The following is a 24,148-nucleotide window of genomic DNA, read 5'->3' as shown; positions in this document are numbered from 1 at the left end:
ATAGTTGTTGTATTATTTTCCAAGGGCAGTTGTTCGTAAAAAAGATTCCTGATATTTTCTTGGAGTGACTCCAGTTGTCTTTCGAAATACTTCTGTAAAATAACTCTGGCTGGGAAATGCCAGAATTGATGCAATTTCAGAAGGCGAGAAATCAGAATAAAGTAACATATTTTTCGCTGTTTCAATTTTTTTATCACGAATATAGTTGCTGATTGTCTGACCGGTTTCCTTTTTAAAAAGCCGGGATAGATAGGAGATATTTAATCCTGTCAGCTTAGCAAGCTGTTCTGCTGTGATATGAGTATGAAGATGATCATAGATATAATCCAGACAGACAGCAATATGGAGTGATGATATTTTGGATTTTCGAAGGTTTCGCATTCGTTTCGCATAATCCATACACATGGCAGGATGAAGTGCTGCAACTTCCTCTGGCGTTTTGCAACGGTCCGCTTTTTGGATATAGAAATCGCTCAGACTGTAGGCATTTGACAATTCCATACCACCTTCAATGCAGTAACGTGCAATAATTGCTGTTGTAATGACATAATGGTATTTTATGTTTTGAAGATAGTGGTCGGACAAGGTGCCTAATCCTTCTTTATCTAATAAGGATTCCTGACACAGCTGTTTAACCTTTGCTACATCTCCTTCTTTTATCGCTGCATAAAAGGAAACCTCCGGATTGTATGGAGCCCGCAGAAGATTATTTTCCCTTTGAACAAATTCTCGGTATACAAGTTCTTTTTTTAGTTGCATATCCTATCCCCATTCGTATAAAGCAGTCATAAGACTATATAGTAAATATGACAGATAAAACAAAATGACTATTAGTAAATTTGTATAAATTGTATCATAAAACATGGCTATGGTCAATAAAACGATATAAAAGTAATATAAACGATATAAAGAAAACTGTAATCTTCTTATACTATTTGCATAATAAAAATCTATACGGGAGGTATGTATTTATGAAAAATGCAAAAAAGATTATTGCTTTTTTAATGGCTCTTACTCTTTTGGTAAGCACCATCCAGATGCCGGTTATGGCTGCAACAACAAAAAAAGCAACAATCAAGATGGTATCGATTGTAAAGCCTGAGACAAAAACACTTGTTTTAAAAGCAAAAAAATCATACCAGTTGAAAACAAAAGTAACTGTAAATGGAAAAATCAGTAAAAAGGTAACCTATGAATCTTCAAATAAGAAGGTTGCTACGGTAAGTAAAACCGGTAAAATCAAAGCACTGAAAAAGGGAAAAGCAACTATAACAGTAAGAAGCAAGGTGAATAAGAAGAAAAAGACAACTTTGAAGGTTATTGTTGGAACACCTGTTAAATCTGTAAAGCTCAATAAAAGCAAGGTGAAAACACAGGTTGGCAAGAAGGTAAAATTAAAAGCAACAGTTTCACCTAAAAAAACCAGTGTAAAGGGTGTAAAGTTTACTTCAAGCAATAAGAAGGTTGCAACAGTAAGTAAGAAGGGTGTTGTTACATGTAAGAAGGCTGGAACGGTTACAATTACAGCTACGGCTAAAGATGGCAGCGGAAAGAAGGCAAAATGTAAAATTACTATTAAAAAGAAGACCACCAAGCCATCCAATAAACCAGAAACACCAAACAAGCCGGAGACACCAAACAAGCCGGAGACACCAAATAAGCCAGAGACACCAAACAAGCCGGAGACACCAAACAAGCCGGAGACACCAAACAAGCCAGAGACCCCAAATAAGCCGGACGACAAAGACAACAAGCTTTCTTATGATGGATATAATCTGAAATGGGAAGATGACTTTGATGGTGATGCGTTAAATGAGGATGACTGGAATTATGAAGAGCATGCACCAGGATGGGTAAACAGTGAATTACAGGCATATGTAAAGTCTGATCAGAATGTATATGTAAAGGATGGAAAGCTGGTTATCCAGCCTGTCAAGACAAAGAATGAAGATGGTTCATATTCTATTACTTCAGGAAGAATCAATACTCAGGGTAAGCATGATTTTACATATGGATTGTTTGAGGTAAGAGCTAAGGTTCCAAGCGGAAAAGGTTTCCTTCCGGCCTTCTGGATGATGCCAACAGATGAAAATCTGTATGGACAGTGGCCAAGATGTGGAGAGATTGATGCTATGGAAGTTATGGGTCAGGAAACAAATAAGGTTTATGGTACGATTCATTATGGAAGTCCACATGCTGAAAAACAGGGGACATATACATTAGAAGATGGAAATTTTGCAGATGAATATCATACATTTTCATGCGACTGGCAGCCAGGTAAAATCACATGGTATGTAGATGGAGTAAAATATCATGAGACAAGTGACTGGTTCACAGCAGTTGAAGGTGAGACAGAGGTTGCTTATCCGGCACCATTTGATCAGCCATTTTACATGATCTTAAATCTTGCAGTTGGTGGATCATGGGTTGGATATCCGGATGATGATGCAGATTATATCAATACTCAGAGTTATAGTATTGATTATGTAAAAGTATATCAGAAGGACAGCTACAATGAAGATGTAGAAAAACCTGTTAACGAAGTAATTATCCGTGATCCGGATGCAAATGGAAACTATGTAAACAATGGAGATTTTGCTAAGACAGAAGATCTCACAGATGACATAGACTGGAAATTCCTTACCACTTTAGAAGGAGAAGGAAATGCAGTTATTAATGACAAGACAATTGAAATACATACAGATAATGCAGGAACAGTTGATTACAGTATTCAGCTTGTTCAGCCATCAATTCCTGCAGAAAAAGGTGGCGAATATACAGTAACATTTGATGCATGGGCAGATGAAGCACGTACTATGAAAGTAGATGTATCTGCACCAGATCGTTCCTACAAGCGTTATCTGAATGATACGGTTGTTGACCTGAAAACAGAGAAGCAGACCTATACTTATACATACACCATGATGGATAAGCCGGATGCAAATGCACGTCTGGAGTTCAATTTCGGTGCTACAGATTCAACAGCTACTGTATACATTACAAATGTATCAATTAAAAAGACAGCACAGAAGGAAATTGATAATAGTAAAAAACCTTTATCAGATGGTAACTATATTTACAATGGTGGTTTTCAGGAAGGTAAGAATCGTCTCGGTGACTGGACTGTGACAAATAACTGCCAGGCAGTAGTTAGCGTAACAGGATTGGCAGATGGCCGTCGTCTTATGGTAAAGGCTGATACAAAGAATAAAGCGGATGTAATCCTTTCACAGGATGGTCTTCCACTTAACAGTGAGACAGAATATGCATTGAGCTTTGACGCACAGGCAGATACAGATATGCAGCTTGATGTAGTTATTGCAGGTGAAACATTTACTGCAGATGTAACAACAGACAAACAGACATTTAACTATGTATTTAAAACACCGGAAGAGTTAACTGATGCACTTAAGACGATAACATATTTCCTTGGAAATAAGGGAACGATCTATTTGGACAATGTTCGCGTTGTTGAAAATACACTGATTAAGAACGGAAGTTTTAAGGCAGGTTTCTCCGGTTACGAAGTATATGCAGAAGGCAGCACAGATGTATCTTATGTAGTCGACAGTCAGACAGAAGATTGTGCAGCAGATTTTACGATCAAGGATACAGGTGCTCAGGACTGGATGATCCAGTTAAAGCAGAACAATATTAGTCTTGAAGAAGGTCAGTGGTACAGACTATCATTAAAGGCAAAATCAGATATGAACCGTAAGCTTATGGTTGCACTTCAGAGAGATGGTTCATCTGATGATGACTGGACACCATATTCAGGATCAAAGACAGTTGATCTTACAGATGAATATCAGTCTATTGTTGTTGAGTTCAAGATGAAGAACAAGAGTGATCCTAGAACAATTTTAAGTATTTCTATGGGTGCTGTAGGCGGTGTTCAGATCAAACAGCAGCATAGAATCTGTATTGATGATATTATTCTTGAGAAAATTGATGCTCCAAAGGTTGATGAGACGGAGTCAGATGTGAATCTGATCAAGAACGCAGATTTCTCAGAGGGAGACAATGGACTTTCAAACTGGGAAGGTGGTATTATGGGTGATGCTGTTGGAACACAGACAGTTGATAAGGGTGTTATCACTTATGAATTATCAGATGTTGGAACTGCTGACTGGAATGTACAGTTGAAGCAGACGGGACTGGCATTGGAAAATGGAAAGACCTATGAAGCAAGTATTACTTTAAAGTCAACCGAAGCAAGAACGGTATTATTGAATTTCATGAGCAACACTTATAAATGGTATGGTGGAGAAACAATTGTTCTTCCAAAGAATGAAGAGGTTGTAAAAACCATTACATTCACAATGAATGAAGAGACAGATACTGATGCTGGATTCTTCCTCTCTATGGGTAAGATTGCGGATGTTGATACCCCTGCATCTACAATCACAGTATCAAATATCTCTTTAAAAAAGCTTGCTGAATAATTCACAGGCATATAAACACATAAGTATTTATGCAAGGCAGGCACTGGTGATAATACCGGTGCCTGTTTCTGTTGCGCAAATAAGTTATTGAGATATTATTGTTTGTTAAAGCTGTAAACCTCGGCAATCTCGCTGATGGAGACATAGGCTTTATCGTCAAGTTCATGGACAATATTCTTCATCTTTCCAATCTGGAAACGGTTTACAACAATGTAGATCATGGTCTTTTCCTGATCCGAATAGAAGCCCTTTGCATCGATCATCGTTATACCGCAGGAAAATGTATCCGAGAGTTCCTGACAGATTTCCTGTGGCTTCGTTGTAATGATATAGGCGGCTTTGGAACGGTCAATACCTTCTACGATAAAGTCGATAGTCTTAAGTGCAGCCATATATGTAACGATGGAATAGAGAGGCAGGATCCAACTGTTCAGGATAATGCCACAGATGATATAAAGCATTACATTATATGCCATAACAAAGGTTCCGACGGTGATGCCAAGGCGTTTGGCAAATATGATCGCAAGTGTCTCGATACCATCCATTGCACCGCCAAAACGGATCGCAAGTCCGCTTCCCGCACCAGAGATCAGACCGCCAAAGAGTGCGCACAGAAGCAGATCGGAGCCTGCAAGCGGAGATACAAATCGGACATCGACAGGAAGGACATCTGTAATCAACCATGCACCCAGAGAGTAGATTGCAACTACATAGATCGCATAGATGGTGAAGGTAGATCCCTGCTTTTTCCAGCCATATAAGAATAGTGGAATATTTAAAATAATAAGGAAAACAGAAAGTGACAGGTGTTCCGGAGTGATCTGGCTTAGCAGCATGGAAGTACCGGATATGCCACTGTCATAGAGATTAACAGGACTTAAAAATATCGTAATACCGAAGGCATTGATAAGCCCGGCAATGGTCAGCCCGAGGATATTTTTCCAGTGTAGGGAACGAAAGATGGTTTTTAGTTTATTCATATAAAAGCCTCCTGTTCTGTCATATACATTTTTTACTATGGTCAAATATTACACGAGAAAACCATTGATTACAAGAGAATCGTGCTTAATTTAATTAAATCTTTACTGGAAGTTTATTGTTTTCTTGCATTCGTATTTGTCAGAGAGTAAGATAGACTCATATATTATGTGATATTAGAGGAAATAGAATAATATGAAAAATGTTTCAGAAATTATAAATCAAGGAAATAAAAATGCAGAGCTTCCGGCATGGTTAAATATGCGGCATGCATGGAGTGCCAGTGATGCAAAGCGGGATGAAGGACTGATATATCCGAATAATGTAATTCAGATCAAGAATTTGGACTATAAAAAAGAGCCGGATCATCAGAAGTGGTGTGAGGCAGTTGAATTATTAGCTTCACAGAGAACTATGGGGGAAAAGACATCGGAAAAGTATAGTCGGATTTTCTATTATAATGAACCGGACGATGCTTCGAATCTTGATTCTGAACGTTATGCATCAAACAGTTTATTTGATATATATTATCCGGCTGAGCCGGATGCGCAGACATCATATCCGGTGATCGTCAGCGTTCATGGCGGTGGATGGTTTTATGGAGATAAAGAGCTGTATAGTTATTATTGCTGCCATCTGGCATCAAAGGGATTTGCGGTTGTGAATTTTAATTACCGGCTGGCACCTCAGAACAAATATCCGGCAGCGATTGAGGATGTGGCATATCTTATCCGATATATTCATGAGAATGCAGGTGTGCTTCATCTGGATATGGAAAAGTTTTATATGCTGGGGGATTCAGCAGGAGCGCAGCTTACAGCAAATTACTGTATTATTGCCGGGAATGCAGCGTATCGGAGCAAGCTGGATTTCTTTACATATGACAGACTTCCAAAGGCTGTGTGCCTGAACTGCGGAGCATATGAGATGGACAAGCGGGAGGATAATATTTCTGACTGGTATATGAAGAAGGAAGATGGAAGTTATGCAGTATCTGAAGAGCAGAGAAAGTTGTTCCTTTCACAGCTTGAGTATCTGACGAAAGATTTTCCACCGGCATATCTGATGTACAGTGTAAATGATGATCTGAGATTTCAGACCATTCATCTGGATGAACGAATGGAGAAGCTGGGTATCCGGCATGTGATCCGGTCATTTGGAGAGAAACATCCGGACAGCGGACATGTATTTCACATTAATCTGAAAAACCCGGAAGGCGTACAGTGCAATGAGGAAGAATGTGCATGGTTCCGTCAGTATGAATAAGTACATGGCGGTTCATATAGAAAGTATATGCATTTGTAAGAGTTGAAAAAATATGAAATGAAATTTGGAGTATAAGAAAATGGCAGAAGGTTGTAATCATAATTGTAGTAGTTGTGGAGAGAGCTGTTCATCAAGAACTGCTCCTCAGAGTTTACTTGAAACACCACATGAAGGAACAAAGATCAAACATATCATAGCAGTTATCAGTGGAAAAGGCGGTGTTGGAAAATCATCCGTAACGACATCTCTTGCAGTTACCTTGAATCGTCTTGGTTATAAAACGGCGGTTCTGGATGCAGATATTACCGGACCTTCGATTCCGACAGCATTTGGAATAAATGAAGAACCGGAGAGAGGCGACGATTTCCTGTATGCGGTTGAAACAAAGACCGGAATCAAGATGATGTCGATCAATCTGTTGATCGAAGATCAGACGGCACCGGTTATCTGGCGTGGTCCGATCATCGCGGGAGCAGTAAAACAGTTTTATACAGATGTTGTATGGGGAGATATTGATTATATGCTGGTTGATTGTCCGCCCGGAACCGGAGATGTACCGCTTACGGTATTCCAGTCTCTGCCTGTTGATGGCGCAGTTATTGTTACAACACCACAGGATCTGGTGTCTCTTATTGTGGAGAAGGCAGTCCGTATGGCAGACGATATGGGAATCCGTATCTTAGGTCTGGTTGAGAATATGTCTTATTTTAAATGTCCGGATTGCGGCAAAGAGCATAGCATCTTCGGTGAGAGTAAGGTAGAGGAGATACGGGATCGTTTTGGTATCGAGACGGTCATAAAGCTTCCGATCGACCCTGCACTTGCCGGTCTGATGGATGAAGGTAAGATCGAGGATATGCCGGAATCAAAGCTGAAGGAATTCGCACAGACGATCGTGGGAAAGATAGGATGAAACTTAGAAAACTACTGGAAAGCTGCCATCTGTGTCCGAGAAAATGTGGGGTGAACCGCATAAACGGACAGACAGGGGCATGTAATGAAACATTATCAATATCAGCCGCAAGGGCAGCACTGCATATGTGGGAGGAGCCATGTATTTCCGGAGAGAACGGATCAGGTGCGGTATTCTTTTCCGGGTGTTCGCTTGGATGTGCATACTGCCAGAATCACGATATATCCGGGGGTTTGAATGGAAAAGAGATCACGATAAAACGCTTATCGGAAATTTTCTTTGAGTTAAAAGAGCAGGGAGCCAATAATATCAATCTGGTTACGCCGGATCATTTTATTCCACAGATCATAGAGGCAATCGATATAGCAAAGGAGCAGGGGTTCGATCTTCCGTTTGTCTATAATTGCAGCGGGTATGAGGAGATCGAAGCCCTGAAGCTGTTGGATGGATACATTGACATTTATCTGCCCGATTTCAAATATATGTCGGCAGATCTGGCGGCAAGATACAGTCACGCACCGGACTATCCGGAGGTGGCGAAGCGGGCACTGGCGGAGATGGTACGACAGGTTGGAGGCGATCAGACGACATTTGACGAGGATGGCATCATGAAGCGTGGTGTTATTGTCCGTCATCTGGAGCTGCCGGGATGTATCGAGGATTCCAAGGCGGTCGTCCGTTACTTATATAAAACATATGGAAATAATATTTACATCAGCATTATGAACCAGTACACTCCGATGGAGGGTATCGGTGAGAAGTTCCCGGAACTGAACCGCAAACTGACAGAGCGGGAATATGATGAACTGGTTGATTATGCGATCTCGATCGGTGTAGAAAATGGTTTCATCCAGGAAGGAGAAACGGCATCAGAGAGTTTTATACCTCCATTTACAAATGAAGGGATATAGAGAAAGCGGGCCTTTTATAAGCCCGCTTTTATGATGTCGTTTTCATCGGAAAAAGTAATACAGTTGTATAAGAATAATACCTGATCGTAGTCTTCGACATTTACCAGATTGCTGATCGATTGATTCGTGTATCGCAGATCGATCATGGTTACGGTATCGTAGTTATTGATCAGAAACTGCATCATTGAATTCGCATAGCTGTCCTTGATCACAAGGATGGAACGCTTTCCGGAATCCGAAGTATTTGAAGCATTTTCCGCATCGGATGCTTTGTTGCGGCTGATCGTTGCAACTGCAACATTCTGTCCGGTATAGGATGCGTATTTGTCTTTGACATTCAGATAGTCGCGAAAGAAAATGGAGTCATGAGAATCTTCTTTGTCAAATCCATTCGATGTCGTCATGGATGGTGTTACACTATTATCTGCCAGAGTGTAGAAATCAATCTCATCTTTTGTAACAGACTGATCCAAGGTCTTTGAGAACAGGGTTCCCTGAAATTCTGTACTGGCGGTTTCCTTTGTAAAATCTTTCAGTTCATAAGGAGTATATCCAAGCTCTGCTCCGGCAGACTGATATGCATAGTAAGCACCAAGGGATGTCCAGTGGTGGTCGGTACGATAATAGATATACTCGCTATCATGTTCTTTTAATGTATTATATATATTGATCGGTGTCACGCCGGACAGCTCGCGATAACAGGATTCGATCATGTCTTTTTCGTCAACTGATACATTCATAACAGCTGCAGGCAGCAGGGAGTCTCCATAGATACCGACAGAGGTTGGACACAGCATGAAGTAGGTTGGAACCTCCGGATGCTTTGCAGCGAAGCTGTTAATAACAGCAAGATTTGTATGGATCTTATCAGCATTGTACGCGGCACCGATATCATCATAATCTGAAAGCACCTGCATCATCTGATCATCCTTTGTATATACAGTTGAAATCTCTGTTTTTCCCATCAATCGTTCAGAATCATTCATGGCTGAGATCCACTGTTCCCTGCCATAGAACCGGTCAGAGAACCAGGAATCAAAACCGTTCATAAATGTCTCGTCCTTGATGGAGGAAAGACTGACGGTTGGAAATTCCGACAGATAACGATTTTCATTTTCGGAAAAAGGCGCTTTCTCTTTTGGCAGCTTAACAAGTGTCAAAATGGGAAGAGCGATGATGATACATGCAAATATGATAATTCCGATTTTTTTATGCATAAGGGCTCACCTCACAAAATTCTATAAATAGGCGTTTGCAAAACGCCATGCCAATCTCGCCTGACGGCTCGAAAAGGCTATCGCCATGCCAATCTCGCCTGACGGCTCGATTTACGGCATTCGCCGTATAGCATCCGAACCTCATATAGATGATTGTGAGCAAGCTCCCAACATCTATATGGGTTGCAGATGCTGCATGGCTCATTTTTTAAAAGTTGAAATACAAAAATGGGTTATAGCTTGCGTTGACAAGGTAGGCGGTGGAAAGCAGCATCAGAATCGCCATCAAAATGACGCTTCCGTAATTGCCGACAGCCGGAACTTTGTCTGCGAGCTTAGTAGCCAGCTTCTTTGGCAGATCCGTAGAACCGATGATCGCAATGATGAATAACAATCCGAAGTTCACAAGGATATATATGGTATAACTGTCGTAGAAGCTACTGCCAAAGCGGAACATCCGTCCCATATAGGAGAATGCCTGTGCGATTGTTGATGTATCAAAGAGTACCCATCCAAGCATGACGAGGACGATCGCATAAACACGTTTTATAATAGAAGGAATCTTTGTAAAGATATCCTGCTTTCCTGCTTTTGTCAGAGCAGTTGTAACCAGCTTTTCTATAATGATCAGAACACCGTACAGAGAACCCCACAGAATGAAGTTCCAGCTTGCACCATGCCAGACACCGGTTAAGAACCAGACAACTGCGGTGTTGAATATCGTACGGGCAAGTCCCTTGCGACTTCCGCCGAGAGGAAAATATACATAGCTCTTGAACCAGCCGGAGAGGGTCATATGCCATCTGCGCCAGAATTCACTGATACTCTTCGACATATACGGATAATTGAAATTTTCCGGGAAATGGAAACCGAGCATCTTACCCAGACCGATTGCCATATCAGAATACCCGGAAAAATCAAAATAGATCTGTAAGGTATAAGCGGCAATACCAAGCCATGCGGTTGCAACCGGAAGCGCGGATAAGTCCATAGCTTTGACATTTGTCCAGACAACACCGATATTATTTGCGATCAGAACCTTCTTGCTAAGACCGACCGCAAAGCGGAGAACACCTTCCCAGATCAGGTCGATGTCGATCACACGTTCATTCAGCTCGGCAGCCACATCTTCATAACGAACGATCGGACCTGCTACGATCTGTGGGAACAACGTGACAAAGGCTGCAAAGGTGATCGGATTCTTCTGAACAGAGATGTTCTTCCGGTACAGGTCGATCGTATACGACATGGACTGGAAGGTAAAGAAGCTGATACCGATCGGAAGCAGAGAGGTCGGTGAACCATAGTGCGTTCCGAATATGTTATTAATATTTTCTATGATGAAATTGCTATATTTGAAAAAGCCAAGTAAGGACAGATTCATGACCATCGATATGATCAGTGCAACCTTTCGAAGTGCCTGACGGTCGCCTGCCTTATAAATGACCAGACCTGCAAAATAATCGATCATTGTCGATGCGATCAGTACAAATACATAGATTGGTTCGCCCCATGCGTAGAAGAACAGACCGCTGATCAGGATGAACAGGTTCCGTAACTGCTTCGGGACAATATAATAGATAACCAGTGTAACCGGTAAAAAAATATATAAAAATGTCAAACTGGAAAAAACCATGTGATACCCCAACTAACTTCATTATTATGTCGACTTCTGTCGCCGTAACAATTATAAAGTTAACGTATGGTAGTGTCAATCGGATTAAATATTAAATATTTGTGAGAAACCGGCTAAGAAACGGGAAAATATATAGATTGTGTACATAGTTACAATATCGGCAGGCATATACAGATATACAGCAGTATTAAGACTACAAATATAGGATTTTAAGGAGATGAGAAAAATCAGTCCATGTGAAACTATACAATCTATATAAAAGAACTGCCTTACTAAGACATTAGCGAGGATTTCGTAATGAGATGCATATACGAGCAAATGTGGGTGCCTGTTTGAGCCTGAAAGGCGAGTTGGCACAGGAACATTTGCGAATCACGTATATGCAGATCATAGAAACCACAGCGAGTCTAAGTAAGGCAGTTCTTTTATATAGTTACATGGTTTTACATGGGTGTCCTTCTATCGGATAGCGTCCTTCATGCTTGCGACATAGTCTTTGATGTAAGGAACGCAGTCCCTGCCATATTTGGCGCAGAGCTTGACGATGGCAGAGCCGACGATCACACCGTCAGCATGAGCAGCCATTTCCTTTGCTTGCTCCGGTGTAGAGATTCCGAAGCCGATCGCACACGGAGTATCCGTTGCGGCTTTGACCAGCTTGGTCATAGCACCGATATCGGTCGTGATCTTGCTTCTTGTTCCGGTAACGCCGAGAGAAGAAACACAGTAGATAAATCCATTTGCTTCCTTTGCGATCATGCTGATACGGTCGTGAGAGGTTGGTGCGATCATGGATACCAGATCCAGATCATACTTCTTACAGATACCGTCGAACTCATCCTTTTCCTCATAAGGGATATCCGGCAGGATCAGTCCATCAATGCCGATCTCCTTACAAATGCTGATAAATTTTTCAGAGCCGTAAGAGAAGACAACATTTGCATAAGTCATAAATACCATAGGAATGGTAACTGTCTTACGGAGCTTTCTTACAAGGTCAAATACATCATTTGTCGTAACATGGTTTGCGAGTGCGCGGATATTTGCACCCTGGATAACAGGGCCTTCTGCGGTTGGATCTGAGAATGGGATACCAAGTTCGATCAGGTCTGCACCTGCTTCTACCATGGCATATACGATCTGTTCTGTTGTTTCAAGATCAGGGTCACCACATGTAACAAATGGGATGAACGCCTTTCCGTTTTTGAATGCATTTTTAATATTACTCATAGAGATCCTCCCCTCTGTATCTGGCGATGGCGGCAACGTCTTTATCGCCTCGTCCTGAAATGTTAATAACCATGATCTGGTCTTTGTCCATCTGTGGTGCAAGCTTCATTGCATAGGCAACTGCATGAGCACTCTCGATCGCAGGGATAACACCCTCGATCTTGGACAGATATTCAAATGCATCAACAGCTTCATCATCTGTAACAGCGACATATTCTGCTCTGCCGATGTCATGCAGGTATGCATGTTCCGGTCCGATTCCCGGATAGTCAAGACCTGCGGAAATAGAATAAACCGGTGCGATCTGTCCAAATTCATCCTGACAGAAGTAGGACTTCATACCATGGAAGATACCAAGTCTTCCGGTATTGATCGTTGCAGCTGTCTCAAATGTATCAATTCCACGTCCGGCCGCTTCACATCCGATCAGGCGAACGCTCTTATCCGGAATAAAGTTATAGAATGCACCGATCGCATTGGAACCGCCGCCGACACAGGCGAGAACGGCATCCGGTAGTCTGCCTTCCTTCTCCATAAGCTGTTCCTTGATCTCCTTGCTGATAACAGCCTGAAAATCACGAACCATCTCAGGGAAAGGATAAGGTCCCATAACAGAACCCAGAACATAATGAGTATCATCGATTCTGGAAGTCCATTCACGGAAGGTTTCGGAAACGGCATCCTTTAATGTACCTGTACCGGTTTCTACCGGGTGAACCTTTGCTCCTAATAATTTCATACGGTAGACATTTAAAGCCTGACGGATGGTGTCTTCCTTGCCCATGAAGATTTCACATTCCATACCCATCATGGCAGCAACTGTAGCAGTTGCAACACCGTGCTGACCGGCTCCTGTCTCGGCGATAACTCTTGTCTTACCCATTCGTTTTGCAAGGAGCATCTGACCGATAACATTGTTGATCTTATGTGCTCCGGTATGGTTTAAGTCCTCGCGCTTCAGGTAGATCTTTGCACCGCCGAGATCCTCTGTCATTCTCTTGGCATAGTACAGACGGCTAGGTCTGCCGGCGTATTCATTTAACAGTTCTGTCAGCTCCCGGTTGAATTCCGGGTCATCTTTGTATTTCTTATATGCTTCTTCAAGCTCAAGCATGGCGTTCATCAGTGTTTCCGGTATGTACTGTCCGCCATGGATTCCAAAACGTCCTTTTGACATATATGTTTCCTCCTGTATGTGTTGTTTCTATATTATAAAATATCATTAATGCTTTCAAATAAAGTTCGTTGTTCCTGCAGAAACAGGATCCGGTTCTATCCTATAGCTTCACCCCGTAACCATGCAAATGCGGCTTTCTTATCAGGGCTTCGCATAAAGGTTTCTCCGATCAATACTGCATCTGTGCCATTTCCCTTTAAACGGTCGATGTCCTCCGGTGTGCGGATGCCGCTTTCGGATACATAGACGACCGGTTTTCCGTTTATCGAATCCGGGATCAACGTCCGAAGTCTTACACTGTTCATGATGTCAACGATGAAGGTTTTCAGATCACGGTTATTCACACCGATGATATCTGCACCGATCGCGATCGCACGTCTGACTTCCTCTTCATCGTGTGCTTCTACCAGAACGGACAGGCCAAGACTTGTTGCAAGCTCGTAATAGCTTTTGAGCTGTTCGTCGGTAAGGATCGCACAGATCAGAAGGATCGCAGAGGCACCGATCACTTTTGCCTCGTAGATCATATAAGGATCGACGGTGAAATCCTTCCGCAGGATCGGAGTGGATACTGCTTCATGGATCGCTGTCAGATATTCGTTGCTTCCCTGAAAATAAAATGGTTCGGTCAGCACGGATATGGCGGATGCACCGGCGGCTTCATATTCTTTCGCAATCTCGATATATGGGAAATCCGGTGCGATCAGTCCTTTGGAAGGAGAAGCCTTTTTTACTTCGCAGATAAAGGATATTCCCGGCTTTGCCAGATTGTCACGGAAAGGAAAAACGGTATAAGGTTTTGTTCCGTTCTCTGTTTCCTTTTCTACGATTGCAAGAGCTTTTGCCTTCATTTCTTCAAATGAGATCTGCTCTTTGCATCTGGCAATCCGTTCTTTTGTTTTTGCTGCTATTTCATCTAAGATCATATATATTCCTCCATAGCGGTCCGGAGATTAAAGGTTCCGGGTCGGTTATGTGTTTTGCTTTTACAAATAATTAAGCGTTTGTTGCTGCTATAAAGTCTTCCAGCTTCTTCAGACCGCTGCCATTTGCCAGAATATCGGCTGCAAGGGCGAAGCCTTCTTCAAGTGAGATCCGGTTTGTGATATGCAAAGCCGCACCGGCATTTAAGATAACGGCTGTACGCTTGCCATCTGTGATCTTGCCGGATAAGATATCCTTTGTGATCTGTGCATTTTCTTCCGGTGTACCACCGACCAGTTCGGCTTTGTCACAGAGGGTGAAGCCGTATGCGGTTGGGTCTAAGGTATAGGTGTTAAATGTGCCATCGTTGAATTCACATACAGTTGTTGTTGTAACCGCTGAGATTTCATCCAGACCGTCGTTTCCATGAACGACCATACCACGTTTTACACCGAGGTTGCTGAGTACTTTTGCAAGCGAATCAACGAGGGAGGCATCATAGACACCGAGTAACTGAAGATTTGCTTTTGCTGGATTTGCAAGAGGTCCTAAGATATTGAATACTGTAGGAATCTTGATCTCTTTTCTTGGAGCGCCGACAAATCGCATTGCTGTGTGATATTTCTGTGCAAATAAGAAGCAGGTACCAAGATCCTTCAGACAGGCTTCGCTGACTTTACAGTCTGCTGCGATGTTGACGCCAAGGGCTTCCAGGCAGTCGGCTGTTCCGCATTTGCTGGATGCTGCACGGTTGCCATGCTTTGCCACCTTACCACCGCCTGCGGCTGTTACTAATGAGGAAACAGTTGAGATGTTAAAGGTCCCTGCACAGTCTCCGCCGGTTCCTACGATGTCGATCTCCTCATCGACATCCGGTGTAAATTCACCACAGTGTTTTCTCATGATCTCAGCAAATGCTGTGATCTCATCGATTGTTTCACCTTTAATATGAAGGGCTGTTAAGAAGCTTCCAATCTGTGCCTGTGTTGCTTCTCCGCTCATAATTTCATCCATAACGGCCGCAGCCATTTCTTTGTCTAGATTTTCACCATTTACTACTGTTGCAATTGCCTCTGTAATCATATTCATTTCCTCCTTGATATTATCTTTTAATAAGACATTTGCAGGTTATGTATAGAATTGTTATGATTAAAGATTTTGACTTACCAAGACAGGGACATTTGAGTCCGCCGGTACTCACATTTCGTACTTAGTGAGTGCTTGCACGAGCTTAGAACGAAAGCGCACCCCTGTGGTGTGATGGTGCGTTAGCAGCATCTTAGTACCGCTGCAGGTCTCAACGAGCGGAAGCGTCCACTGGTTGGTAATGTCAGGAATGTTTAATCATAGAAATATAGTGCTGATTGCAAATGTTTGATTACGCCTCTAAAAAGTTTCGTAAGATGATCGTTCCTTTTGGTGTCAGAATCGATTCCGGATGGAACTGGACACCATATATTTCATAATCTTTGTGTTTGACTGCCATGATCTCATCATCATCGGTTCTGGCGATAACGGTAAGAACATCCGGGAAGTTTTCTTCGGAAGCGGCAAGGGAATGATATCTGGCAACCTCGATCCTTTTTTGAAGTCCCTTGAACAGTTTGCAGTTGATGTCGACATTTGCAACGGACATTTTGCCATGCATCAGCTTTTTGGCGTATGTGATCGTTGCACCGTAGGTTTCACAGATTGCCTGATGTCCGAGACAGACACCAAGGATCGGAACCTTGCCGGCAAAATAGGAGATGGCTTCTTCGCAGATACCTGCATCGGAAGGTCTTCCGGGACCCGGTGAAATGATGATCTTATCCGGATTCATTGCTTCAATCTCCTGACAGGTATATTCGTCATTTCGTATCACTTTGATGTCAGGATTGATCTTTCCTACAAGCTGATACAGATTGTAGGAAAAGCTGTCATAATTATCGATCAGTAATATCATGCTTCGTCACCTCGTATCTTCTGAGAATTAATCAATGCATCCGTTACGGCTTTTGCTTTGTTGATGCATTCCTGGAATTCGTTTGCCGGTACACTGTCGGCTACAATGCCGGCACCGGAACGGACAAATACTTTATGCCCCTTGCGGTATGCGATTCGGATCGCGATGCAGGTATCCAGATTTCCTGAAAAATCGATATAACCGATCGCGCCGCCGTAAATACCTCGTTTGTTATTTTCAAGCTCGTTGATGATCTCACATGCCCGGATCTTCGGTGCACCGGATAAGGTTCCGGCCGGAAGAACCGCATCGACAGCGGAGATCGCATCCAGATCCTCACGGAGTGTTCCGCGTACGGTGGAGCCGATACGCATAACGTGTGAATAACGCTGGATGGACATATATCGTTCGACTTCGACCGTTCCAAACTGACTGACCTTTCCGAGATCATTTCTTCCGAGATCCACTAACATATTGTGTTCTGCAAGTTCCTTTTCATCTGCCATCAGGCTCTTTTCCAGTTCCAGATCTTCGACCTTTGTCTTTCCTCTTGGTCTTGTGCCTGCCAGAGGAAATGTATGGAGAACGCCATCCTCTACCTTGACCAGAGTTTCAGGGGAAGCCCCGGCAACCTCGATCGTGTCACCGTCAAAGTAGAACATGTAAGGAGATGGGTTTGTGCTTCGGAGCAGCCGGTAGGTATCGAACAGGCTTCCTTCCATTTCGGCTTCCAGTCGGTTGGAAAGCACGACCTGGAAAATATCTCCTTCATATATATAGTGCTTTGCCTTTTCTACCATCCGGCAGTAGGCTTCTTTGTCAAATAATGGTTTGAATTCTGTCTTAAGAACGGGAGCAGGAATATCGGCTTCTGCGCCATGGAGAATGAGTTCTTTCATTTCTTTGATATCTTGTAAGGCTTTCTGATATCCTTCTTCGATATTTGCTGTGCCGGCATTGGCGATCAGGATCAGCTTGGATCTTACATTGTCAAATGCGATCACCTTGTCAAATAACATCAGGTCGACATCCTGAAATCCTTCCTCGTCCTTTGCATCAAGCACCAGCTTCTTTTCACTGTATTTCAGATAGTCATAAGAGAAATATCCAACCAGTCCGCCGGTGAAGGTAGGGAAGCCTTCGATCTTCGGACTCTTATAATCTTTTAAAACCTCACGGATAAAGACTTCCGGATGGATGCCGGAGGCCTCTTTGATGACTGCTCCGTTCTCATCCTTTAATGTCAGTGTTCCGTTCATACAGGTGATATCCAGTTTTGGACTGTATCCAAGGAAGGTGTATCTTCCCCAGAGCTCCTGATTCTCCACGCTTTCCAGAATGTAGCAATGCTCATTTTCCGCTTTCAGTTTCTTCAACAGATTGATCGGAGTGATGATATCAGAGAGCATCTCATAACAGACCGGAACCATGTGATATCCCTGTTTCGCATATTCTTTTGCTTCGTTAAGTGTTGGTCGTATCATATGTTTCACCTCGTTCATAAATAATAGTTTAATAAGTTATTTGAAATTGTTCATGTATGGTGAGGTGCGCTTTGCCTGATCTGCTTTTTATAAAAAGAAAAAGCACCATCAGAAGATTGTATAAAAAAATCTCATCCAAAAGCAAAACGCTTATAGGACAAGATACAAATACAACACTCCTGCGGTGCCACCTATATTCATCAAAATCTGATGCACTCAACCATATACTAACATATATGTACTTTCTATAACGGGAAGTCTCCGTCGCCCCTACTAGATTCGCTCGTTCGGTTTGCCCTCGCAAGTCCATTCACTTAAGAAATCATCACTGCAATCTCACCACCTGCAGTTCTCTGGACATGTTGTTCATAAGCTACTCTTCTTGCTCATTGGTTTGTTTTATTGTATTCATATTGCACTGGTATGATATATTTGTCAAGAGCTAATTTTAAAATTGTTCAAAAAAAGGTACAATTATTTCGATGGAAAACCTTGTTTATTCGTTAAAAATCAATATAATAAAAATAAGATGACTCGCTATGCGCAAGTATAGCTTTTAATACTGAAAATATACGAAACGTGTATATAATGCATGATATATGATTCGTATAAATAATCAATGGAGGACTATAATCGTGGAAGAACGTAAAAATTTTGGTTTCGGTGTATTGATCGATATTTTGAAGAAAAATCCAAAAACAATTGTTTTGACTGAAGGTACTGATCCCCGTATTCTGGAAGCATCTTCAAGACTTCTTGCAAGTAACTTCCTGCATCCGATTCTTGTAGGAGATCCTGATAAGATTTATGAAGTTGCAGAGGAAAGCGGTTTTAATATAAGAGGTTCCGAGATCATTAATCCAAGGAATTTTGATCGTATGGATGAGATGGTCGAGATGTTCTGTGAACTCAGAAAGAGCAAGGGCGTGACACCGGAACAGGCAAGAGAGATCCTGTATCAGAATAACTATTTTGGTACTATGCTTGTTAAGATGGGAATTGCAGATTCACTTCTTGGCGGTGCTACATATTCAACAGCAGATACAGTAAGACCTGCTTTACAGCTGATCAAGACCAGACCGGGCAACACACTGGTTTCATCCTGTTTCATTCTGGTACGTCCATTTGCAACAGGTGGTAATGAAGTGTTCGCTATGGGTGACTGCGGTATCAACATCAAGCCAAACGAAGATGAGCTGGTTGAGATCGCAGAGGAGACGGTTCGTTGTGCAAGAATCTTCGGTGTAGATCCAAAGGTTGCATTCTTAAGCTATTCAACCTATGGTTCCGGTAAGGGCGAAGATGTGGATAAGATGAGAAATGCAGCAAGAAAGACAAAGGAGCGTAACCCGGATCTTCCGATCTCCGGTGAGATCCAGTTCGATGCAGCCGTATCACCTAGAGTTGCAAAGAAGAAATGTCCACAGTCAGAGGTTGCAGGAAATGCAAATACCTTTATCTTCCCTGATATCAATGCAGGAAATATCGGTTATAAGATCGCACAGAGAATGGGTAACTTCTCAGCATATGGCCCGATCCTGTTAGGACTTAATTCTCCTATCAACGATCTGTCCAGAGGATGTACAGCAGATGAGGTTTATTCTATGGCGATCATCACAGCGGCATTAGCAGATAATAAAGATGCATAAATTGTAGATAGATAAAAGCCGGACACGATCTTTGGTTTAAAGAGATTGTGTCCGGCTTTTGTCTATTGTCTAAAGATGATTATTCTATTTGCAGGAATTCTGCGGCTGTTAATATTTGTGGCTTTTGAAGTCCTGATTCTGCTGATTTTTCAGTGCAAGAAAGTGTGATTTTTCTTGAAATAAATGGGTAAATGGTTTACCATAATATCATGAGTATTTAGTATGGGATTGTAGCGCTTTTTTAGCGTGAAGGGCGAACAAATGACGCCTGTGAGACAGAAAAATTGGGACAGCATATTTGTAGGTGTCAGAATGGAGATTTGAATGAGTTTCGTGTATTCATTGTTTTTGCAGAGAGCAGGAGAGGAACTTTCACAATTTGATAACAGAATTTCTAACATGCTTCCAGTGGCTGCCGGTCTGGTTTTTTTTGATATGCGAAACTATCGTAATGATAATGGGGAATTTAATGTTTATATAGAGTGGAATGAGGAATTGAATTCCGTTCTGAACGACAGACTGCCTTCGGGTGGTTATTTTATAAAGGCAACAGGAAAACAGGCAAGACAGTTGGAAGAAAAAACAGGTGGAATTCCTGTTTATATGAAGTTGATCGCGCATGAGGGCAGGCTGTATCCGTATCGCACATATGTGATGTGGAATGGCAGGCCTTTTAGTGTGGAATTTAACGGAAATATATTGATTCCGGTTGATTATAAAAAGAAAGCTGAGACTGTGAAAATACAGGGTTCTCAGAATGGCAGTAAAGGAAATCGTACGGATGTATCTGGCAGCCAGATGAGTAGCAGTCAACGAAGTTTATTCGGTACAAGCCAGAACAAATTGTTAGTAGTCAGTCAGCAGGGAGCTTTTGTTGGTGGTGAGCGTGAGTTTTTGACAGGCAGCAATCGAGAATTCTGGACGAGCAGCAATCGACCTTGGACATATGAGTGGGAATATGAGAATGGCAGCCAGAGAAGTTTATTCGGGGGCAGTCAGAGAAGTTTGTTTGGTACAAGCCAGAATGGATTCTTTTTTGGAAGCCAGAGAGAATTTTTGACAGGTAGTAACCGAGGCTATCTGACGGGCAGTAATCGAGAATTCTGGACGAGCAGCAATCGACCTTGGATGTATGAGTGGGAATATGAGAATGGCAGCCAGAGAAGTCTATTCGGTGGTAGTCAGAGAAGTCTGTTTAGTACAAGTCAACGTGGAAATTTCTTTGGAAGTCAAAGCAGACTTTTTGGCACAAGTCAGCAGAGTTTTCTTTTTGGCAGCCAGCGAGGATCTTTAACAGGCAGTAACCGGGGTTATCTGACAGGCAGCCGGTATACGCCGACTTTTTATCAGGCAACGGATGGCGGGGCAGATGATTATGATATTCCGCATTGGTATTACATGCCACCGGAATGGCAGCTTATAAACCGGTCAAAACGACCATGCAGCAGAAAAGGCGGAAACAGCACATTTGGCTATGGGCTGGATTTAATATAGAGCGGAAGCGTCCCTTGGCTGAGAAGGTCAAGAGCCTGCAGCTAATTAATATTTAGCTGGTTTTGAATTATCTTGAAAGGACAACATATGGACGGATTTCATTCCTTATGGTCAAAACCGTATATGGCGGGAAAACAAGCGGAAGAATATTGGATGCAGGACTATGAAGTCCTTACGATGATTCTTTCGGCATTGATGTGGAGAAAACACAATGGGGGGATCCGTTTGTGTGCGGATGCAGAGGCAAGAGTATTTATCGAGAAGCTGGGACTTGCGCACATCTGGAATCTCGGAATCGAGGAAATTACAGTGCCGGAAGCGGTACCGGAAAAGGTGTTCTGGGCAGCCGGCAAACTATATTCATTGAAAAAAATGCAGATGCCTGCGGTTATGGTGGATCTGGATCTGATCATCTGGAAGGATATACGGAATATTATAAAAGATACGGATATCTGTGCAATACACAGAGAAGGGATATTCCCTGATGTGTATCCGGGAAAAGAGTTTTTCCATATGAAGCAGGAGTATCGGTTTGACCCGGACTGGAGCTTTGAGGTTCTTCCGGTCAATACCTGTATGTTATATATCGCGGATGAAGCGTTTAAGAATTATTATGTTGACAGTTCGATCACATTTATGGAGAATTGTCTGGAGACAGAGGAGAATCTCTGCCATATGGTATTTGCGGAACAGCGGCTTCTTGCGATGTGCGCAGAGAAGCAGGGAAAGCAGATATCATCTTTTTTTCCCGGTTCGGCACAGATCGAGAACCAGGATATCTTCACACATTTATGGGGCTATAAGAACATTCTGAAATTCAATTATAAAGAAAGGGAAGCTTTTAACCATAAAATGTATGATCGCATCGTCCGGGAATTTCCGGAAGAAGAGACGACACTCAAGCAGCTTCCGATATCAGGACTATAGGGAGAATGGTATGAAACTTTTACGCAAAATACCAAAGGAAATATACATATATATCGCATGGGGCATACTCGTAGGGGCAGTGAACTTAGGGTCTGCCTGGTTTTTTATGTACAAATGCGGGATAAATGAGATCTATGCCAATTATATGTCGTGGATTTTGTACAACTATGTGTCATTTGCGACAAACCGCAAATCTGTATTCCACACAAAGGCAGCCACGGTAAAGGCATATTTTATCGAACTGGCATTATTCTATCTGAGCCGGGTATCTACACTTCTGATCGAAACAGGAATTATCTTTGCGCTTGTCACCGGACTGAAATGGAATGCGATGGGTGTTAAGGTGTTTACATCGATCCTTGTGATCTTTTTGAATTATTTCATCAGTAAGAAATTTATCTTTTCCATTCAATACGAAAAGAAAAATAGCGGAGAAATGTTGTCGGAAGACGAAGTATGCCGTGAAATCGTGAGATAATTAATAAAAACTTTACAAGATTTATTTCCATATTTTTGTAAAATGTAGTACAATATCGGCGTAACCATGCATTCTGTGCAGTATGTGTGGTTTATACATAAGCTGACAAAGTAAATTTTTATAGAATTTAACAATGCAGGATTTCTTCTATATCTTTCACAGATAATCTGGATGGTATATATATGGAAGAAAATGGAAATCATACTTTATATTAAGGAGAATTATTGAATATGAGTAGAAGAGTAGTGATTACAGGAATGGGAGCGGTTACTCCACTTGGCTTGAATGTGGATGAGTTCTGGAACGGCTTAAAAGAAGGCAGACATGGTTTTGGACCGATTACACAGTTTGATGCATCAGAATATAAGTGCAAGGTTGTAGGTGAAGTAAAAGGATTTGTAGCAAAAGATTATATTGATCCAAAGGCCGCAAGAAGAATGGCAAGATTTTCACAGTTCGCGGTTGCAGCAGCAAAGGAAGCAGTTGCAGATGCAAAGCTTGACATGACAGCAGAAGATCCATACATGGTTGGTACCTGTGTCGGTTCCGGTGTAGGAAGTCTTCAGGAGCTTGAAAGTGCATATGAGAAGATCATGACAAAAGGACCGAATCGTGTAAGCCCATTTACAGTACCTATGATGATCAGCAATATCGCAGCAGGTAATATTGCGATCCAGCTTGGCTGCAAGGGAAAGAGTATTGATGTTGTTACAGCATGTGCATCCGGTACAAACAGTATCGGTGAAGCATTCCGTACAATTCAGTATGGAGATGCAGATGTAATGATCGCCGGTGGTACAGAAGCAGCAGTTTCACCGATCGGTATCTCGACATTTGATGCATTAACAGCGTTGTCATCATCTGATAACCCGGACAGATGCTCAATTCCATTTGATAAAGAGAGAGACGGTTTCGTTCTTGGTGAAGGTTCCGGTATCGTTATTCTTGAGGAACTGGAACATGCTAAGAAGCGTGGCGCAAAGATCTATGCAGAGATCAGCGGATACGGATGCTCCAGTGATGCATTCCATATCACAGCACCGGAAGATTCAGGCGAGAGCCCTGCAAGAGCAATGTTAAATGCTGTAAAGGATGCGGGCGTATCACCGGAGGATGTTGCATATATCAATGCACACGGAACCAGTACACATTTAAACGATCTGGTTGAGACCAGAGCGATCAAGAAAGCATTTGGCGATCATGCAAAGGACATCAAGATCAATTCTACAAAGTCTATGACAGGACATCTTCTTGGTGCAGCAGGAGCGATTGAATGTATCGTTACAGCAAAGACGATCGAAGAAGGCTATATCCACAGAACCCGTGGACTTCATGAGAGTGAAGAAGAACTGGATCTTGATTATTGTAAAGAGCCATATGAGCAGGAGGTTGACTGTGCGATCAGCAATTCTCTTGGATTTGGTGGACATAACGCATGTATTCTTTTACAGAAATATAAGGAGCAGTAAAAAGA

The 24,148-nt window shown here is 42.3% G+C and carries 19 protein-coding genes and 1 other annotated feature; of the genes, 9 read left to right on the top strand and 10 right to left on the bottom strand.

All coding sequences use genetic code 11. The features are described from left to right. Window positions 1-12: 12 nt before the first annotated feature. Window positions 13-759: an AraC family transcriptional regulator gene (locus tag LK416_11240; protein UEA74221.1), complete on the bottom strand. Its 747-nt coding sequence runs from the start codon at window positions 757-759 to the stop codon at window positions 13-15. Window positions 760-971: 212 nt separating this feature from the next. Between LK416_11240 and LK416_11235 the strand changes: the two genes are divergently transcribed. After that, window positions 972-4,445, top strand: a complete 3,474-nt coding sequence (locus tag LK416_11235) for a carbohydrate binding domain-containing protein (protein UEA74220.1) — start codon at window positions 972-974, stop codon at window positions 4,443-4,445. 95 nt (window positions 4,446-4,540) lie between these two features. Here LK416_11235 and LK416_11230 read toward each other — a convergent pair whose 3' ends face one another. Then, window positions 4,541-5,425 carry a YitT family protein gene (locus LK416_11230; GenBank protein ID UEA74219.1) on the bottom strand — a complete coding sequence of 295 codons (885 nt, stop codon included), beginning with the start codon at window positions 5,423-5,425 and terminating at the stop codon, window positions 4,541-4,543. 193 nt (window positions 5,426-5,618) lie between these two features. On the opposite strand from LK416_11230, the gene LK416_11225 reads away from it, so the two are divergent. The 3 genes from LK416_11225 (at window position 5,619) to LK416_11215 (ending at window position 8,513) form a co-directional block, all read left to right on the top strand. Next, window positions 5,619-6,689: an alpha/beta hydrolase gene (locus tag LK416_11225; GenBank protein ID UEA74218.1), complete on the top strand. Its 1,071-nt coding sequence runs from the start codon at window positions 5,619-5,621 to the stop codon at window positions 6,687-6,689. 79 nt (window positions 6,690-6,768) lie between these two features. Continuing rightward, the gene (locus tag LK416_11220) at window positions 6,769-7,602 is read left to right on the top strand and encodes an Mrp/NBP35 family ATP-binding protein (protein ID UEA74217.1); all 834 of its coding nucleotides are present in this window, start codon (window positions 6,769-6,771) and stop codon (window positions 7,600-7,602) included. Next, entirely contained in the window at window positions 7,599-8,513 is a 915-nt protein-coding gene (locus tag LK416_11215) for a radical SAM protein (GenBank protein UEA74216.1), read from the top strand. The genes LK416_11220 and LK416_11215 overlap by 4 nt, the downstream gene beginning before the upstream one ends. A gap of 14 nt (window positions 8,514-8,527) precedes the next feature. Here LK416_11215 and LK416_11210 read toward each other — a convergent pair whose 3' ends face one another. The 8 genes from LK416_11210 to LK416_11175 all read right to left on the bottom strand — a co-directional run bounded on the left by LK416_11210 (window position 8,528) and on the right by LK416_11175 (window position 18,126). Further along, window positions 8,528-9,730, bottom strand: a complete 1,203-nt coding sequence (locus tag LK416_11210) for a hypothetical protein (GenBank protein ID UEA74215.1) — start codon at window positions 9,728-9,730, stop codon at window positions 8,528-8,530. A 208-nt stretch (window positions 9,731-9,938) separates the two neighbouring features. After that, on the bottom strand, window positions 9,939-11,366 hold the full coding sequence (locus LK416_11205) for an MBOAT family protein (GenBank protein ID UEA74214.1): 1,428 nt from the start codon (window positions 11,364-11,366) through the stop codon (window positions 9,939-9,941). A 459-nt stretch (window positions 11,367-11,825) separates the two neighbouring features. Further along, entirely contained in the window at window positions 11,826-12,596 is a 771-nt protein-coding gene (gene trpA, locus LK416_11200) for a tryptophan synthase subunit alpha (protein UEA74213.1), read from the bottom strand. Further along, window positions 12,589-13,773, bottom strand: coding sequence for a tryptophan synthase subunit beta (gene trpB / locus LK416_11195; protein ID UEA74212.1), 1,185 nt, complete (start codon window positions 13,771-13,773; stop codon window positions 12,589-12,591). Before trpB ends, trpA begins: the two co-directional genes overlap by 8 nt. Window positions 13,774-13,868: 95 nt before the next feature. Beyond that, window positions 13,869-14,699 (bottom strand): indole-3-glycerol phosphate synthase TrpC, encoded by an 831-nt coding sequence (gene trpC / locus LK416_11190; protein UEA74211.1) that lies wholly within the window; start codon window positions 14,697-14,699, stop codon window positions 13,869-13,871. A 70-nt stretch (window positions 14,700-14,769) separates the two neighbouring features. Continuing rightward, window positions 14,770-15,780 carry an anthranilate phosphoribosyltransferase gene (gene trpD / locus LK416_11185; GenBank protein ID UEA74210.1) on the bottom strand — a complete coding sequence of 337 codons (1,011 nt, stop codon included), beginning with the start codon at window positions 15,778-15,780 and terminating at the stop codon, window positions 14,770-14,772. Between the two features lie 295 nt (window positions 15,781-16,075). Continuing rightward, window positions 16,076-16,642 (bottom strand): aminodeoxychorismate/anthranilate synthase component II, encoded by a 567-nt coding sequence (locus LK416_11180; GenBank protein ID UEA74209.1) that lies wholly within the window; start codon window positions 16,640-16,642, stop codon window positions 16,076-16,078. Further along, on the bottom strand, window positions 16,639-18,126 hold the full coding sequence (locus LK416_11175) for a chorismate-binding protein (GenBank protein UEA74208.1): 1,488 nt from the start codon (window positions 18,124-18,126) through the stop codon (window positions 16,639-16,641). The genes LK416_11180 and LK416_11175 overlap by 4 nt, the downstream gene beginning before the upstream one ends. A 150-nt stretch (window positions 18,127-18,276) precedes the next feature. Continuing rightward, window positions 18,277-18,525 (bottom strand) — a binding site (T-box leader). 236 nt (window positions 18,526-18,761) lie between these two features. Here LK416_11175 and pta point away from each other — a divergent pair. The 5 genes from pta to fabF all read left to right on the top strand — a co-directional run bounded on the left by pta (window position 18,762) and on the right by fabF (window position 24,143). Beyond that, window positions 18,762-19,775, top strand: a complete 1,014-nt coding sequence (pta, locus tag LK416_11170) for a phosphate acetyltransferase (protein UEA74207.1) — start codon at window positions 18,762-18,764, stop codon at window positions 19,773-19,775. A gap of 324 nt (window positions 19,776-20,099) precedes the next feature. Continuing rightward, window positions 20,100-21,269 carry a hypothetical protein gene (locus tag LK416_11165; protein ID UEA74206.1) on the top strand — a complete coding sequence of 390 codons (1,170 nt, stop codon included), beginning with the start codon at window positions 20,100-20,102 and terminating at the stop codon, window positions 21,267-21,269. Between the two features lie 87 nt (window positions 21,270-21,356). Next, on the top strand, window positions 21,357-22,196 hold the full coding sequence (locus LK416_11160; GenBank protein UEA74205.1) for a hypothetical protein: 840 nt from the start codon (window positions 21,357-21,359) through the stop codon (window positions 22,194-22,196). Window positions 22,197-22,206: 10 nt separating this feature from the next. Next, window positions 22,207-22,674 (top strand): GtrA family protein, encoded by a 468-nt coding sequence (locus LK416_11155; GenBank protein UEA74204.1) that lies wholly within the window; start codon window positions 22,207-22,209, stop codon window positions 22,672-22,674. A 230-nt stretch (window positions 22,675-22,904) separates the two neighbouring features. After that, window positions 22,905-24,143, top strand: coding sequence for a beta-ketoacyl-ACP synthase II (fabF, locus tag LK416_11150; GenBank protein ID UEA74203.1), 1,239 nt, complete (start codon window positions 22,905-22,907; stop codon window positions 24,141-24,143). Window positions 24,144-24,148: the final 5 nt, after the last annotated feature.

The sequence above is a fragment of the Lachnospiraceae bacterium GAM79 genome (genome assembly GCA_020735665.1).
GTDB lineage: Bacteria > Bacillota > Clostridia > Lachnospirales > Lachnospiraceae > Coprococcus.
This window is presented reverse-complemented; position numbering and strand designations above follow the sequence as displayed.